Raw genomic sequence first — 16,405 nt, 5'->3', positions numbered from 1 at the left:
TGGCAATCAAAGCCATGGCCGACAGAGCCGGGAGAAAAGCCTGATGACGCCCAAGGACAACGAACGTCTCACGCGCGTGACCGGCGATGCGCCGATGGCCCGGATGCTGCGCGAAAACTACTGGATCCCCTTCGCCCGCAGCGAATCGCTCGCAGCCGCCGCGCCGCCGCAGCGCGTGCGCCTGCTCGGCCACGATCTAGTCGCCTGGCGCGCCGAGGACGGCACGCTCGGGCTGATGGACGAGCATTGCCCGCACCGCCGTGCCTCGATGGCATTGGCACGGGTCGAGGGCTGCAAGCTGCGCTGCATCTATCATGGCTGGCAGATGGATGAGGCGGGCCGCGTAACCGAAGTGCCCTCGGAAGGCGAGCGTTCGGCGCTGTTCGCTTCGCGGGTCAAAGTGGACCGGCGCTTGGTGCGCGAGGGTGGCGGACTGCTCTGGGCCTTCCTCGGACAGGACGAGCCGCCCGAACTGCCGCCGCTGCCGTTCATGGACGTATCCGCGGAAGGCCGCTGGTGGTCGCGCATGACGGTGAAGTGCAATTGGCTCCAGGGATTCGAGGGTGCGCTCGATTCAGTGCACCTGAACTGGTTGCACCAGGGCTGGGCGGAGCCGGGGAAGGAGAAATTCCTGCTCGACGCGCCGAGCTATGAAATCGGCGAGACGCCCTATGGCCTGCGCACCGCGGCGATCCGCAGCGCAGGGGAGCCCGGCAAGGTCCATTTCCGCGTCGCCGAATTCGTCGCGCCATTCTATGCCTTCTCGGCCAGTCGCCAGCCAGTGATCCCGACCGACTGCTCGTGCTTCATTTCGGTGCCGATCGACGACGAGACGCACATGCTGTTCTTCGGTTTCTGGGACGGAACCGGAAAGCTGTCCGACATCTCGCGGTTCTTCTCGGGCCTCGATCCGGACGACCTGCTGAAAGGCGACTACACGCGCGACAACAACTGGGGCCAGGACCGCGAGGCCATGGCCAAGGGGCACTTCAGCGGCTTCACCGCCAGCGTGCTGCACGAGGACCTGGGCGTTCAGGCGAGCATGGGGCCGATCGTCGATCGTAGCCTGGAAACACTGTGCGGTACTGACCTCGCGGTCGTGCGGATGCGCGCCTATCTGCTCGACATGTTGGCGCACCAAGACGCAGGCGACGGTGTCGATGGCGCGCTCGATGGCTACCGGACAAGCGGTTTCCTGCCGTTCAGCTATGTCGCGCCGGAGGGAGCAGACTGGCGCGACGGCGGCCAGCGCATGCTCGGTGCCGAAGTCTAGATGTAGGCCACGGCCACGATCAGCGGGACCCAGCACGCCGCCGCGGCGCCGCCAATGACCAGCGCCTTCTGCAGCGGAGTCAGGCCGCCGGGAACGACGGCGGCCAGCGGCACGGACTCGGCCGATGCCTGGCGCATTTCCACCGCATCCTGCAGGTAGGGCGAGCGCAGCCGCGAGGCGCTGACGGCGGCGGCCGCGATCGGGCTGGCGAATTCACAACCGAAGAAGCTGTCGCTGCACCAGACGATTTCGGCCTGGGTCGGTCCGGCTTCGGGCAGCTCGACTTCGATACGATCGCCGAACTCGAGCGCGAGCGCGGTCTCGAACAGAAGGCCTGTCATCGACAGGTTGTGGATCATCACCTGTTCGGCTTCGCCGCGCACCGAGACGCGGGCGCTCAGCCAGAGACTGTGGCGGCGCGACGAGCGTTCCTCGTCCGCCAGAAAGTCCGTCTTGAATGCTGCAGCCGATGCCATGGGTCTTGCCTCCACGGCCTAGCTGCAACAGGTTCGGTTAAGGCCTCGTAAGTTTTTGGGCTGGAAGCGGCAAAATTTTGCCCTTCCCGGTCGAAAATTGCCTCAAAGCTTGGGTTTGACCTCTTCCATCACCCATTGTGCGTGATCGAGATAGGCCTCGATCCCGCTCACCGGCGGGATCGGCACCGAGCTCATCGTGATGCCGAGTTCCTTGAAGCGTCCGAGCGCGTCGACGATCTGCTGCGCGCTCATTCCGCCGCTGACGCTGTCGTCGCCCGATGGCGCGTGGTTGGTAGTGAGCCGCCCGGTGCCGAGGCCATAGGATATTTCGAGGGGCCGGTCGGTCCAGTCGGGCTGCGACTTGATGAAGTCGATCCGGTCGGGAATCTCCTCGGGCGCGGTGCGGAACGAGACGATCCAACCGGAGCCGACGCGCGCGACGCGGCGCAGCGCGGGCTTGCTATCGCCGCCGATCCAGATCGGCAGGTGCGGTTTCTGCACGGGTTTGGGATTGAAGCCGATGTCCTCGAACTGGACATAGCGGCCTGCGAAAGTCGGTCGCTCCTGCGTCCACAGTGCGACGATGGCATCGAGGTATTCGTCGGCGATCGCGCCGCGCTGGTCCCAGGGGACGCCGAAATAGTCGAATTCCTTGCGGATCGAGCCGAGGCCGAAAGTCACTACCATCCGCCCGCCGCTGAACCAGTCGGCCGTCGCCAACGACTTGGCATGATAGAGCGGGTTCTGCAGCGGCAGGATCGTCACACAGGAATTGAGCAGGATCCGGCTCGTCGCCCCGGCAAGCGCGGCCTGCGCCGTGGTCGAATGCAGCCAGAAATGGCCCGTGTGCTGATCGTTGGGCGGGATCGCGATATGTTCGGGAATCGCGATCATGTCATAGCCGAGCGCTTCGGCGCGCTGCGCCATGCGGAGCTGGTCCGGACCGGTGACCGCGAGCTCCCAGGGCTGGAGCATCGCCTGGATTTCCATGAGGTGCGGCAGCGGGAAAGTCAGTTTCATCGATCGTCGAACTCGCGAATGATCGCAATTACCGTAGGGGGATGGACGTTGGTCCGTCCCCCTGCGGCTCGTCAGTTCCCCGCGAAGGGACGGAAGGTGAAGCGTAGTGCGATAGAACGGCCGGGACCGTCGGGGAAGCACAGCGCTTCCGCCCACCCGGCGGTGCCCTGTTGCGTGGCAAAGCCCGAGGCATCGCCGCCGAGCACGCCGCCGCCTGCGACGCTCGAGGCCGAGCAGTTTGAAGCCGTCAGCTTGTCGGAAAGGTTTTTGCCCAACAACGCGATTTCCCAGCGATCGTTCGCTGCCTTGAGCGTGATGCTCGCATCGAACTTGATGTAAGCGCCCTGAAAATTATCCTGGTTCGGCCGGTTGAGCGCAAGGTAGGAAGGATATTTCGATGAGTATTGGTTGTTGTTGCTGAATTGCAGCTTCATGCCCGAACCGACCGGCACCTCGTAATCGAAGCCGAAATTGGCCGCCCATTCGGGCGCGCGGATCATCTGTGCGCCATTGAGATTCTGCGTCAGGAAGCGGGTGGTGGGAACGCCGTTGAGCAGCGTCGCGACCGGCGTCGTATTGCAACCCTGGCTGATCGTCTGATTGGGATAGCAGCCCAGCGTGTCGAGCACTTTGTAATGTGCGCTGTTCCAATTGACCGATGCCGTCAGCGTCAGTCCTTCTACCGCCCGAGGCATGTACCGCACGTCGAAATCGACGCCATAGGTCTTTGCCTCGCCTGAATTGCGCGTGTTGATGACCGGAGAGCCGTTCACGAAGCCTTCGATCACGCCGACCTGGAGACCGTCATATATGTAGTCGTAGAAGGCCAGGTTGGCCAACAGGCTGCGATCGAGCAGTCGGGACTTGAGGCCGACCTCGAAGCCCCGGACCTTTTCGTCGCCGAAGTGCTTGTCCTGCCCGGCCGTCGCCGGCACCGCGACGCTGAAAGATCCCGACTTGTAACCCTTCTTGTAAGACGCAAAAATCGTCAGATCGTCGTTTGGCGTATAAGTGATCGTCGCTTCGGGCGACCAGGTCTTCGAATGATTATCCGTGACGGGCAGGGTCGGCGTGAGATCGCGAACTTCCGGCACGCCGGGCGTGTTCGTGACATTGGCGTGATAGTCGATGACGCTTAGATCGCGTCTCTCGTCTGCATAGCGAACACCACCGGCCAGTTCGAGCTGGTCGGTGATCTTGTAGCGGAGCTGACCGAAAGCCGAATAGGTCTTGATGTTGATCGTCGACTCTCGATCGTCGTTCAGCAGGTCGAAATAAGGCAATCCAAGACTGGCGCCGAAAATCTGCGGGCTCAGGAAACCGTACTTGGTGTTGCGGATGAAATGCACCCGATCCTTCAGCAGGCCGTCTTCGTAGAATGCGCCGAGGGTAAAGTTGAGCGGACCCGAGAAATCGCTGTTCAAGCGCAATTCCTCGGTGAATTCACGCCGGCGGAACCGGTTGGTCACGGCGAAGAAGGGCGCGGATGCGACCGAGAGAGTCGGGTTCACCAGGCTGCTCGACTTCAGGTCGTAGTAGGCCGTCGTCGATGTCAGCGACAGATCGGGCCTGACGTCGTAGTTGAGTTCGAGCGTGCCGAAGTTCTGCATGTTTTGCAGATAAGGCGTGCCACCGTTCGGCACACCGGGGAATGCTGCCGGATCGAGGTAGACCTGCGGAGCATGGCGATCGAACTTGCAGTTGTCGTTGCCGATCATCCGGATCGGGTCGATTGGCGTAAGGAAATTCGGCGCAGGCGGAATTCCAGGAACGAGGCCGCTTCCCAGGGTGAACGACTGGCCGGGCTCAAGGCAGTTCGAGAGCTGCTTCAGTTCCGCGTTTTCCTGGTGGTCATAGGAGTGATTGACCTTCAAGCGGGCGCTGAAATCATCGGTGGGCTTGAACAGGAATGTGCCGCGAAGAACGAAATTGCGTGGCTGCGGGTTGCGGCTGTGCGTCGGCGCCAGGCCGCCGGTGCCGGGGATCGGCACCGCGTCGTTGATGAAATAGCCGTCGCCTTCGGAATAGAGCGCGGCAAGACGAACCCCGAGCGTATCGGTGACTGGACCCGAAGCGATCAACTCGCCGCGATACTCGCGGGCTACGAATTCGTAGCTACCGCGCGCGATCAACTCGACCTGGTCGGTCGGATCGGCGGTGCGTAGCGAGATCACGCCGCCGGGGCTGCCCTTGCCGTAGAACAGCGCCTGGGGCCCCTTCAGCACTTCGACCTGGCCGACGTCGAACATGGCGGCGCCGAAGGCGAGCCCTTGGCCGAGCGAGAGGCCGTCGATATTGAGCGATACCGACTGGTCTACGCCCGGATCGAACGACGAGGTGCCGACGCCGCGGATCGTAACTTGTGGCCCGATCGACAGGAGGTTGCCGGCGATGACGAGGCCGGGGACGAGTTTGGGCAGTTCGGTGACGTTGGTTAGGCCGGTACTTTCGATCTTCTCGTTGGAGACGACCGAGACGACCACCGGAACTTTCAGGATCGATTCCTGGCGCTTGCGCGCCGTGACGATGATATCGCCATTGTCGACGTAAGCGCGGTTTTCTTGTGCCGGCGGTGGGTTGGAAGGCGCGGCCTCTTGTGCCAGAACAGGGGCACTCCAGGCGATCGACACAAGCGGCGTGGCGTAAAGCGCTTTGATTACCGCCGCGCGCCGACGCGAAGTATTGGCATGACTCATCGTCTCGCTGTGAAAGCGCCTCATGACATCCCCTCCGTTTGCGCGCTTGACGCGCTATTATCGTGAGTTGAAACCTGCCGAGTCCCCCGGCGAGCCCGAATGTCTACTTATACCACTCAGATGTCGATGTCACAGTTTGTAACATTACGGCCGATACGATCTATTTCCACACAATAGTGCGCGCGGGGGTCGGCGGAACGGTAAATGAAGCCGGCAGTGGCGGCATTCTCCCAATCGCTCGCGGTCATCGTTTCATTGGTGACCGTCAGCCAATCGCCTGAACGGGGAAACTGGCGGAACCAGTCAGTGCGCGCCGCGCGCCAGGCAGCGAGCCCCGCAACGAAATCCTCGAGCGCTAAATCTCGGCCGCTCCAGTCGACCCAGGATAGACTATTATCCTGGGCATAGGCGTTATTGTTGCCCTTCTGGCTGCGACCGAATTCGTCGCCGGCGGTGAGCATGATCGTGCCGGTCGAGGCGAACAGCGTGCCGAGCAGGGCGCGAAGGTCGGCGGCGCGGAGGGCATTCACAGCAGGATCGAGGCTCAGGCCTTCCTCGCCGTTGTTCCAGGAGAAGTTCTCACCGTGGCCGTCGCGGTTCTGCTCGCCGTTGGCCCAATTGTGCCGTTCCGCGTAGGAGACGGTATCGGCGAGAGTGAAGCCATCGTGCGCGGCGAGGAAGTTGACGCTGCGGCAGTTCTGTTCGCCGAAGACATCGGCCGAGCCGGCGATGCGCGTTGCCAGCACGCCGACGCCTTCATCGCCGCGCCAGAAGCGGCGGACGTCGTCGCGGTAGCGGTCGTTCCATTCTAGCCAGTTGTCGGGGAACCTGCCGAGCTGGTACCCGCCCGGACCGCAATCCCAGGGCTCGGCGATCATGACACGGTCGGCCAGTAGTGGGTCGGCGGCGATCTCGGCGAAGATCGGGGCATCGTCGGTGAAGCCGGGGCCTCGGGCGAGCACTGTGGCAAGATCGAAACGAAAGCCGTCGATGCCGCAGTGGCGGACGAAATGGCGCAAGGTTTCGACAGCTAATCGCCGCACCGCCGGATTGGCGAAGTCGAGCGTATTGCCGGTGCCCGTGTCGTTGATCAGCCTGCCATCGGATTCCCGGGCATAGGCGGCATCGTCCAGCCCGCGAAGAGACACGATCGGCCCATGCACGTCGCTTTCGCCGCTGTGGTTGAGCACCAGGTCGAGGATCACGCCGATGCCCTCTGCGTGGAGTGCGGCGACGGCGTTGCGCAGTTCAGCCACACCGCCGGGGCATAGGCCGGGATCGAGCGCCATCATCGCGACGGGATTGTAGCCCCAAACATTGGTCAGTCCGAGCGCACCGAGGTGTCGCTCGTCGATCCAGGCGACGATCGGCATGAGTTCGATTGCCGTAACGTGGAGCTTGTTGAAATGGGCGATGACTGCGGGGTGGGCGAGGGCGGCGATCGTGCCGCGCAGGTTCTCCGGTACGTCGGGATGAAGGATGGTGAAGGCGCGGACGTTGAGTTCGTAGATCACACCGCCCTGGGCAAACTGTGGCGGTGAAGACGGGATCGTCGGCAACCCTCCCGGGACGACCGACTTGGGCACCAGCGCCGCGGTATCCTCGCCGAAGGCCGAAAGGCGCGGGTCGAAGACGAAGCGGCGGTTTAGTTCGACGGTATAAGGGTCGACCAGCAGCTTGGCCGGATCGAACCACAGCCCCCGCTCGGGCGCCCATTCGCCGTCTGCGCGATAGCCGTAGTGCGCGCCGGTGAGGTCGCCCGGCACTTCGGTGACCCAATCGTCTCCCTGTCGCGCCATCGCGATGCGCTGCTCGGCGCCGGCGGCGAAGATGCAGAGCGACACTTCGCGCGCCAGCGGCGAGCGGACGGCGAAGCGCGTAATGCCGTCCTCGATGCTGGCGCCGAGCGGTGGGCTCACGTCACCACGTCGGGTGCGGTGCGCCCGGTGTGGCGGGCGATGCCGGCGATCGCATCGGCCGCCGTGATCAGTTCGGCGAGCATGTCCGAAACGGGTTCGTCGAGCTTGCCGTCGGCCGGCTCGTAGCGTTCGAGATAGACGCGCAGCGTTGCGCCTTCTGTGCCGGTGCCGGATAGCCGGAAAACGATGCGCGAGCCACCCTCGAACAGCACGCGGATACCCTGGTTGGCGCTGGTCGATTGGTCGACCGGGTCGGTATAGGCGAAGCTGTCGGCAGCCTCGATAGCAAGTGGGCCGAAGCTCTTGCCCGAAAGCGTGCTGAGGCTCGCGATCAGGTCGGCCATCAGCGCATTGGCCCTTTCGGCCTCGATCGCCTCGTAGTCATGCCGCGCGTAATAGTTGCGGCCGAAGCGCGCCCAGTGCTCGCGTGCGAGGTCGTCGACGCTGATGCGCCGCTCGGCCAGAATGTTCAGCCAGAGCAGCACGGCCCAGAGCCCGTCCTTCTCGCGGACGTGGTCAGAGCCTGTGCCGGCGCTTTCCTCGCCGCAGATCGTCGCCATGCCGGCGTCGAGCAGGTTGCCGAAGAACTTCCAGCCCGTCGGCGTTTCGAAGGCCGGCAGGCCCAGAGCTTCGGCAACGCGGTCGGCGGCAGCGCTGGTCGGCATCGAGCGGGCGATGCCCTTGAGTCCGGCGCGGTAGCCGGGGGCAAGATGCGCGTTCGCCGCCAGCATGGCGAGTGAGTCGCAGGGGCTGACGAAGCGGTTCTTGCCGATGATCAGGTTGCGGTCGCCGTCGCCGTCCGAAGCGGCGCCGAGCACGGGGGCTTCAGGGCTCATCATCAGGTCGTAGAGCACCCTCGCATGGACGAGGTTGGGATCGGGATGGTGGCCGCCGAAGTCCTCCAGGGGCGTGCCGTTGTGGACCGTGCCGGCGCGGAAGCCCAGGCGGCGCTCGAGGATCTCGTGCGCATAGGGGCCCGTCACCGCGTGCATCGCGTCGAAGCACATGGTCATACCGTCTTTCACCGCCCCCCGGATCGCGGGGAAATCGAACAGCGTTTCCATCAGGTCGGCATAGTCGGCGACGGGATCGATCACTTCGACGACCATGCCGGCGACGGTGACCACGCCGATCCGGTCGAGATCGATGTCGGCCCATTCGACGGTCAGCCAGCGGTCGATCGTCCGGGTCCGCGCATAGATCGCCTCGGTCACCGGCTCGGGCGCAGGGCCGCCGTTGGCGATGTTGTACTTGATGCCGAAGTCTTCGTCGGGTCCGCCCGGATTATGGCTGGCCGAGAGGATCAGCCCGCCCGAGGCCTGGTGCTTGCGGATGACGCAGCTCGCCGCCGGGGTCGAGAGGATGCCGCCCTGGCCGACCAGCACGCGGCCGTAGCCGTTTGCCGCGGCGATGCGGATCGCCTGCTGGATGACCTCACGATTGTGGAAACGACCATCACCGCCGATCACAAGGCTAGCGCCGCGCGATGGCTGGACCGCGTCGAACACCGACTGGATGAAGTTCTCGGCATAGCCTTCCTGCCGGAAGACGCGGACTTTCTTTCTCAGGCCGGACGTGCCGGGCTTCTGGCCTTCGAAGGGCTTTGACGGAACGGTCTTGATCATCGGTGCTCTTCCACAAGCTGGGCGTAGAGATCGGCATAGGCCTTGCCGCTGCGGCTCCACGAGAAATCGCATTGCATGCCGTTGCGTTGCAAGCGGCGCCATTGCTCGGGTTGATAGTACAGTGCGTTGGCCCGGCTGATCGCTGCGGTCAGCGAATGGATCGTGACACCGTCGAACTGGATGCCGGTGGCGACGCCTGCCTGAAGGGCGGCGACGTTCGCATCGATCACGGTATCGGCCAGGCCGCCGGTTCGCGCGACGACGGGCACACAGCCATAGGCCTGACCATAGAGTTGGGTGAGGCCGCAAGGCTCGAAGCGCGAGGGGATCAGGATCGCATCGCCGCCGCCCTGCATGCGGTGCGACAGCGCCTCGTCGTAGGCGGTTCGCACGGCGATGCGGCCCGGATGACGCACGGCAGCTGCGTGGAAGCCCGCTTCCAGCGCGGCCTCGCCCGAGCCGAGCAGCGCCAGGCGCCCGCCGATCCCGACGAGGTGGTCGAGCGCCCTCAGGAGGACGTCCATGCCCTTCTGCCAGGTGAGCCGGCCGATCACGATGAACAGCGGGCCGTCCCCTGGCTCGAGCCCGAATTCGGCTTCGAGCGCACGCTTGTTCTTGGTGCGGCGGTCCAATGTGCCTGGGCCGAAGCTGGCCGGGAGTTCACGGTCGCTCTCCGGATTCCACTGCGCGGTGTCGATGCCGTTGAGGATGCCGCGCATCCTGTCCTCACGGCTCACCACGATGCCTTCGAGGCCCATGCCGAATTCCGGAGCGCGGATCTCGCAGGCATAGGTCGGGCTGACCGTGGTGATGCAGCTTGCCGCTTCCATGCCGGCTTTCAGGAAGCCGACGCCGCCGTGATATTCGACGCCGTGCACCGACCAGGCCTCGCGCGGCAGGCCGAGACCGGCGAAGGTGTCGGCACGGCTCCAGCCCTGGAAGGCCATGTTGTGGATCGTCATGATCGAAGGCACGGTCCGGCCACCTTCGGGCGGGGCGAAGCGCATATAGGCGACCGCCATCGCCGCCTGCCAGTCGTGGGCGTGGAGCAGATCGAAGCGGCGAGCCTTGACGGCACCGCCCGCTAGATCGGCCGCAGCGCGGCCGAAAGCGGCGAAACGCCGCCAGTTGTCGGCCCAATCGGTCCCCGCCGGATCGGCATAGGGGCCACCCTCGCGCCCAAAATAGGCCGGCGCGTCAAGCACGACCAGCGGGTGCGCGCCTAGCTTGGCCGCGACGAGCCGCGCCGGCTCGCCGAGCAACGCCGGGTAGGTGTAGAGCGTCCGGCCCTTGCCGATCGCCTTCATCACCGCGGGATAACCCGGCAGCATTGTCGTCATGATGACATCGTGCGGCGCCAGCGCCGCGGGCAGGGCGCCGACGACATCTGCCAGCCCGCCGGTCTTGATCAGCGGCACGGCTTCGGAAGCGACGGAGAGGACGCGCAGGCTCATTTCAGCGCGTCTATCATCGCCTTGTTGATCAGGCAGACGCCGCTCTCGGTCCGGCGGAAGCGCTGGGCGTCGAGTTCGGGATCCTCGCCGACCACCAGTCCCTCGGGAATGCGTACGCTGCTGTCGATGATCACGCGGCTGAGGCGCGCGCCTCGGCCGATGTTGCAGTAGGGTAGGATCACACCCTCGTTGACCGAGGAGAACGAGCCCATCTTGACCCCGGTGAACAGCAGGCTGCGCCGTGCCGTCGCGCCCGAGACGATGCAGTCGTTCGAGATCAGCGAGGTGATCGCCATGCCGCGGCGGCCTTCCTCGTCGTGGACGAATTTGGCCGGGGCGGAAACGATGGCGTCGGACCAGATCGGCCAGTCGCGGTCGTACATGTTGAGCCGCGGGACCGTGTCGGTGAGATCGAGGTTGGCTTCGAAATAGGCGTCGAGCGTGCCGACGTCGCGCCAGTATTCCTCGATCTCCTCGGCCGCGCGGATGCACGAGGCGGTGAAGCGGTGCGCGACGGCTTTGCCGTGCTTGACGATGTAGGGGATGATGTCGCCGCCGAAATCGCGCGTCGAATTGGCGTCGTCGGCGTCGCGGCGCAGTTCCTCGAAGAGGAAATCGGTGTTGAACACGTAGATGCCCATCGAGGCGAGCGCCATGTCGGGATTCCCGGGAATGCCCGGCGGATCCTTGGGCTTTTCGACGAAGGAGATGATGTTGTCCTCTTCGTCGACCGCCATCACGCCGAAGCCCGAGGCTTCGCCGCGCGGCACTACCAAGACGCCGACGGTGACATCTGCACCCGAGTCGACATGCTGGCGCAGCATCAGCTCGTAATCCATCTTGTAGATGTGATCGCCCGCCAGGATGACCATGTACTTGGGATCGTGTGCCTCGATGATGTCGATATTCTGGTAGACCGCGTCGGCGGTGCCTTCGTACCAGTGCAACTCGTCGATGCGCTGCGAGGCGGGGAGGATGTCGAAGCTCTCATTGCGCTCGGGCCGCATGAAGTTCCAGGCGCGCTGCATGTGGCGGATCAGCGAGTGCGCCTTGTACTGCGTGGCGACGCCGATGCGGCGGATGCCCGAATTGATCGCGTTCGACAGCGCGAAGTCGATGATCCGCGTCTTGCCGCCGAAATAGACCGCGGGCTTGGCGCGGTTGTCGGTGAGCTCCTTGAGCCGGCTGCCGCGACCGCCAGCGAGCACGTAGGCCATGGCGTCGCGTGCCAGCGGTTGTCCAGACCTCTCCCTCATCGCGGGTACTCCGTTTTCTGCATTTAGCCTTCGTACTCCAACATGATCGTCGCCAGTGGCGGAAGCGTGACGTGAGCGCCGCCGTGTTCGGCCGTGACTTGGCCGAGATTGCCCTTGCCGCTGCCGCCATAGGCCGCGGCATCGCTGTTCAGCACTTCGCGCCAGGCGCCGTCGTGCGGCAGGGGCAGGCGGTAGCCGGTGCGCAGGGCAGGGGTCATGTTGCTGATAACCGCGACCGGATTCGCACCCGGTGCCTTGCGCAGCCAGGCGAAGACCGAGTTCTGCGCATCGTCGACCACCAGCCACTCGAAGCCCTCGCCCTCGCAATCACGCGCGTGGAGGGCGGGTTTCTCGCGGTAGGTACGATTGAGATCGCGCACGAGATTTCGCACGCCTTCGTGCGCGGGAGCGCCGCGCAGGTCCCAATCCAGCGCACGGTCCTCGTTCCATTCGCGGCGCTGGGCGAACTCCTGGCCCATGAACAACAGCTTCTTGCCGGGGTAGCCCCACATGAACGCGTAGTAGGCGCGCAGGTTGGCGAACTGCTGCCAGTCGTCGCCGCTCATCTTGTTCAGCAGTGAGCCCTTGCCATGGACGACCTCGTCGTGGCTCAGCGGCAGGACGAAGTTCTCGGCGAAGGCGTACATCAGCCCGAAGGTGATGTCGTCGTGGTGGTGCTGCCGGTGGATCGGGTCGCGCGCCATGTACTTCAGCGTGTCGTGCATGAAGCCCATGTTCCACTTGAAGCCGAAGCCGAGGCTGGTCTTCGGGCCCTCGTCATAGGCAGGCAGCGAGACGCCGGGCCAGGAGGTCGATTCCTCGGCCACCGTGATGACACCGGCATGGCTGCCGTACAGCGCCTTGTTGGTGGCGCGTAGGAAGTCGACCGCTTCCCAGTTCTCGCGACCGCCGTCCTTGTTGGGGATCCATTCGCCGGCTTTGCGCGAATAGTCGCGGTAGAGCATCGAGGCGACGGCATCGACGCGCAGTCCGTCGACATGATAGCGCTCGGCCCAGAACAGCGCGTTGTTGACGAGAAAGCTCGCCACCTCGCGGCGGCCGAAATTGTAGATCGCCGTGTTCCAGTCGGGATGGAAGCCGAGCCGCGGGTCGTCGTGCTCGTAGAGCGCGGTGCCATCGAAATGGGTGAGGCCATGCTCGTCGGTCGGGAAATGTGCAGGCACCCAGTCGATCAGCACGCTTATGCCGGCGCGGTGCGCGCCGTCGACGAAGCGGGCGAAGCCGGCGACGTCACCGAATCGCGCGGAAGGGGCATAAAGCCCCGTGGTCTGGTAGCCCCAGCTCGGGTCGTAGGGGTGTTCGGAGACGGGCAGGAATTCGATATGGGTGAAGCCGAGTTCGGCCACGTAGGGGATGAGTTGCTCGGCCAGCGCGTCCCAGCTCAGGAACCAGCCGTGCTGGTCGCGCTGCCACGAGCCGGGGTGGACCTCGTAGATCGAGATGGGCTGCCGGCGGGGGTCTACCGAGGCCCAATAGTCGCGGTGCTCCGCGTCGCCCCAATCGTCCTTGCCGGGCAGTGCGGTGACCGAGGCGGTCTTCGGGCGCAGCTCGGAAGCGAAGGCGAATGGATCGGCCTTGAGCGGCAGCACCGTGCCGTCGGCCGCGGTGATCCGGTACTTGTAGGCGCGGCCGAGGCCAATGTCGGGGACGAACACTTCCCAGACGCCGATGTCCTTGCGGAAGCGCATCGGATGGCGGCGGTGGTCCCAGTCGTTGAAGTCGCCGACCAGCGCGACGAGCCGGGCATTGGGCGCCCAGACGGCGAAATGCACGCCCTCGGCGCCCTCATGCGCGATCGGGTGGGCGCCGAGCTTGTCGAACAGGCGCAGGTGGGTGCCCTCGGCGATCAGGAAATCGTCGATCGGGCCGAGCACCGGGCCGAAGCTGTAGGCGTCGGTCAGCCACCACTCGTGCTCGCCCGCGACGCAGCGGTATTTCACCGGCTGCTGGCCGCCCTTGACCGGTCCCTCGAACAGCCCGCGCGGGTCGATCTGCTTGAGCTTGCCGAGCTTCCTGCCCGAGAGATCGAATGCCTCCACCGTCTCCGCACCGGGCAGGACGGCACGGGCGAAAGCGCCTTTCGGCCCTTCGTGCACTCCCAAAAGCGAGAACGGATCGGCGTGTGTGCCTTCCAGCAGGGATTCAATCGCGCTTGCCGGTGGCTTCACAAAACTCCCCAGATGTCTCGCGCATATTCACCGATGGTGCGGTCCGAAGAGAACCAGCCCACGTTGGCGATGTTCCGGATCGCGGAGGCGCGCCAGGCCTTCTGGTCTTCCCACTTGGCGTCGACCGCGCGCTGCGCCGCGGTGTAGCTGTCGAAGTCGGCAGAGAGCATGAACCAGTCGCTGTTGTAGATGCCATCCATCAGCCCGGCATAGCGCGTCGGATCGTCGGGCGAGAAAACGCCCGTCGCGATCGAGTGCAGCGCCTGGTTCAACTCCCGCGACTCCTCGATGATCTCGCGCGGGTTATAGCCGCTCGCGCGCTTCTCGGCGACTTCTTCCGCGGTCAGGCCGAAGATGAAGATGTTGTCGTCGCCGACGTGGTCCTTGATCTCGATATTGGCGCCGTCGAGCGTGCCGATGGTCAGCGCGCCGTTGAGCGCGAACTTCATGTTGCCGGTGCCCGAGGCCTCCATGCCCGCGGTCGAGATCTGCTCCGAAAGGTCGGCTGCGGGGATGATCCGCTCGGCCTTGGTCACATTGTAGTTCGGCACGAAGACGACCTTGAGCAGGCCGCCGACCGAGGGGTCCGAATTGATCCGCCGGGCGATGTCGTTGGCCAGTTTGATGATCAGCTTGGCGTTGTGATAGCTCGGCGCGGCCTTGCCGCCGAAGATCTTGACGCGCGGCACCCAGTCGAGCTCGGGATGGCTGCGGATCTGGTCGTAGAGCGCGACGGTCTCGACCAGGTTGAGCAGTTGCCGCTTGTATTCGTGGATGCGCTTGATCTGGACGTCGAACAGGGCGTCCGGGTTGAGCCGGATGCCCATCAGTTCCTTGATATAGGCCGCCAGCGCCACCTTGTTGGCACGCTTCACTTCGGCGATCCGTTCGCCCAGCGCGGCATCGTCGGCCAGGGCATTGAGGTCAGTCAGCTTCTCGGCGTCGTCGAGGAAGGCGTCGCCGATCGCGTCCTTGATCGTCGCGGTCAGGCCCGGGTTGCACTGCTGCAGCCAGCGGCGCGGGGTGACGCCATTGGTCTTGTTGTTGATCTTGTCGGGATAGAGCTTGTGCAGGTCGGCGAAGACGGTGACCTTCATCAGGTCGGTGTGCAGCGCCGCAACGCCGTTAACGCTGTGCGCGCCGGCGAAAGCGAGGTTGGCCATGCGCACGCGGCGCTCGCCGCCTTCGTCGATCAACGAGATGTTCGAGATCGCGGCATCGTCGAGCCCGGCCTTGCGTGCTTCGCGCAGCACGCGGCTGTTGATCGCATAGACGATCTGCATGTGTCGCGGCAGCAGCCGCTCGAACAGCGGCAGCGGCCAGGATTCGAGCGCCTCGGGCAGCAGGGTGTGGTTGGTATAGCCGACGGTCGCCTTGGTGATCTCCCAGGCCTCGCCGAATTCCAGCCCGTGGACGTCGACGAGAAGGCGCATGATCTCCGCCACGGCGACCGCAGGATGGGTGTCGTTGAGCTGGATCGCCGCCTTCTCGGGCAGGGTCCGCACGTCGCCCATATATTCGACGTGGCGGCGCAGGATGTCCTGGATCGAGGCCGAGGTGAAGAAATACTCCTGCCGCAGCCGCAGCTCCTGGCCCGAGGCGCTGGAATCGGCGGGATAGAGCACGCGCACCAGGGAATCGGCGCGCACTTCGTTTTCCAGCGCGCCAACGTGGTCGCCGGCGTTGAAGGCATCGAGCCGGATCGGATCGAGCGCGCTGGCGGTCCACAGCCGCAGCGTGTTCACCCGCTTGCCACGCCAGCCCACGACCGGCGTGTCCACCGCCGAAGCCTCGACATATTCGGACGGCTTCCAAACGACGGCGCCGTCAGGCCCTCGGCAATCACCTCGCCGCCAAAGCCGACGCGGTAGGCGCTCTCGCGCCGGTCGAATTCCCAAGGGTTGCCGTGGGCGAGCCAAGTCTCGGGCAGTTCGACCTGCCAGCCATCGTCGATGCGCTGGCGGAACATGCCGTTCACATAGCGGATGCCATAGCCGTAGGCCGGAATGTCCAGGCTGGCGAGGCTCTCCATGAAGCAGGCAGCGAGCCGGCCGAGGCCGCCATTGCCCAGCGCGGCATCGGGCTCCAGCTCCTCGAGCGCGGCGAGGTCAAGCCCGTGGCTGCGCAGCGCCTCTTCCATCTCGCGGGTCATGCCCATGTTCGACAGGGCATCGCGCATCAGACGGCCGATGAGGAATTCGAGGCTCAGGTAATAGACCCGCTTGCCGCTCTCGTCGTAGGTCTTGCGCGTCGATTCCATCCAGCGGTCGATCACGTGGTCGCGCAGGGTCAGCACCGATGCGGTGAACCAGTCGTGCATCTTGGCGGCACGCTCGTCCTTGCCGACGCGGTGGCGCAGCACGTCGACGAGGTGTTCGTCCATCTCGGTCGCGGGATCGGGCGATTTGACGGGATCGGCTCGGTTCACGGCAGGAACGCTCCCCTTCTGGGCGCCGGAGCAAGGATATGAGCACCCCTGCCGCCGGCAACGGCGACG

The 16,405-nt window shown here is 64.8% G+C and carries 9 protein-coding genes and 1 pseudogene; 1 reads left to right on the top strand and 9 read right to left on the bottom strand.

What is annotated here, in order from left to right:
- The first annotated feature begins 43 nt into the window (after nucleotides 1–43).
- Nucleotides 44–1,273, top strand: a complete 1,230-nt coding sequence (locus KRR38_RS06675) for a Rieske 2Fe-2S domain-containing protein (RefSeq protein WP_217399825.1) — start codon at nucleotides 44–46, stop codon at nucleotides 1,271–1,273.
- Here KRR38_RS06675 and KRR38_RS06670 read toward each other — a convergent pair.
- The 9 genes and pseudogenes from KRR38_RS06670 to KRR38_RS06630 form a co-directional block, all read right to left on the bottom strand.
- A complete protein-coding gene (locus KRR38_RS06670; RefSeq protein WP_217399823.1) occupies nucleotides 1,270–1,749 on the bottom strand; it encodes a PilZ domain-containing protein in 480 nt (159 codons plus the stop codon). The genes KRR38_RS06675 and KRR38_RS06670 overlap by 4 nt on opposite strands.
- Nucleotides 1,750–1,851: 102 nt before the next feature.
- On the bottom strand, nucleotides 1,852–2,769 hold the full coding sequence (locus KRR38_RS06665) for a TIGR03619 family F420-dependent LLM class oxidoreductase (RefSeq protein ID WP_217399822.1): 918 nt from the start codon (nucleotides 2,767–2,769) through the stop codon (nucleotides 1,852–1,854).
- Between the two features lie 71 nt (nucleotides 2,770–2,840).
- A complete protein-coding gene (locus KRR38_RS06660; RefSeq protein ID WP_217399820.1) occupies nucleotides 2,841–5,489 on the bottom strand; it encodes a TonB-dependent receptor in 2,649 nt (882 codons plus the stop codon).
- A gap of 92 nt (nucleotides 5,490–5,581) precedes the next feature.
- Nucleotides 5,582–7,384, bottom strand: coding sequence for a glycogen debranching protein GlgX (gene glgX / locus KRR38_RS06655; RefSeq protein ID WP_217399818.1), 1,803 nt, complete (start codon nucleotides 7,382–7,384; stop codon nucleotides 5,582–5,584).
- Nucleotides 7,381–9,009, bottom strand: a complete 1,629-nt coding sequence (locus tag KRR38_RS06650) for an alpha-D-glucose phosphate-specific phosphoglucomutase (protein ID WP_217399816.1) — start codon at nucleotides 9,007–9,009, stop codon at nucleotides 7,381–7,383. The genes glgX and KRR38_RS06650 overlap by 4 nt, the downstream gene beginning before the upstream one ends.
- Entirely contained in the window at nucleotides 9,006–10,463 is a 1,458-nt protein-coding gene (gene glgA, locus KRR38_RS06645; RefSeq protein WP_217399814.1) for a glycogen synthase GlgA, read from the bottom strand. The genes KRR38_RS06650 and glgA overlap by 4 nt, the downstream gene beginning before the upstream one ends.
- Nucleotides 10,460–11,719 carry a glucose-1-phosphate adenylyltransferase gene (gene glgC, locus KRR38_RS06640; protein ID WP_217399812.1) on the bottom strand — a complete coding sequence of 420 codons (1,260 nt, stop codon included), beginning with the start codon at nucleotides 11,717–11,719 and terminating at the stop codon, nucleotides 10,460–10,462. The genes glgA and glgC overlap by 4 nt, the downstream gene beginning before the upstream one ends.
- 23 nt (nucleotides 11,720–11,742) lie before the next feature.
- Entirely contained in the window at nucleotides 11,743–13,908 is a 2,166-nt protein-coding gene (gene glgB / locus KRR38_RS06635) for a 1,4-alpha-glucan branching protein GlgB (protein ID WP_217399810.1), read from the bottom strand.
- Nucleotides 13,905–16,291 (bottom strand): annotated as a pseudogene (locus KRR38_RS06630) (glycogen/starch/alpha-glucan phosphorylase). Before KRR38_RS06630 ends, glgB begins: the two are co-directional and overlap by 4 nt.
- Nucleotides 16,292–16,405: the final 114 nt, after the last annotated feature.

It is taken from the genome of Novosphingobium sp. G106, assembly GCF_019075875.1.
Lineage (GTDB): Bacteria > Pseudomonadota > Alphaproteobacteria > Sphingomonadales > Sphingomonadaceae > Novosphingobium.
Note: the sequence above shows the minus strand (reverse complement) of the source record. Positions and strands in the feature narration are given on the sequence as shown.

Coding starts and splice junctions, on each gene's coding strand:
- KRR38_RS06670 (WP_217399823.1), bottom strand. CDS start 1,749: ATGGCATCGGCTGCAGCATTCAAGACGGACTTTCTGGCGGACGAGGAA.
- glgC (WP_217399812.1), bottom strand. CDS start 11,719: ATGAGGGAGAGGTCTGGACAACCGCTGGCACGCGACGCCATGGCCTAC.
- KRR38_RS06675 (WP_217399825.1), top strand. CDS start 44: ATGACGCCCAAGGACAACGAACGTCTCACGCGCGTGACCGGCGATGCG.
- KRR38_RS06665 (WP_217399822.1), bottom strand. CDS start 2,769: ATGAAACTGACTTTCCCGCTGCCGCACCTCATGGAAATCCAGGCGATG.
- glgA (WP_217399814.1), bottom strand. CDS start 10,463: ATGAGCCTGCGCGTCCTCTCCGTCGCTTCCGAAGCCGTGCCGCTGATC.
- KRR38_RS06650 (WP_217399816.1), bottom strand. CDS start 9,009: ATGATCAAGACCGTTCCGTCAAAGCCCTTCGAAGGCCAGAAGCCCGGC.
- KRR38_RS06660 (WP_217399820.1), bottom strand. CDS start 5,489: ATGAGGCGCTTTCACAGCGAGACGATGAGTCATGCCAATACTTCGCGT.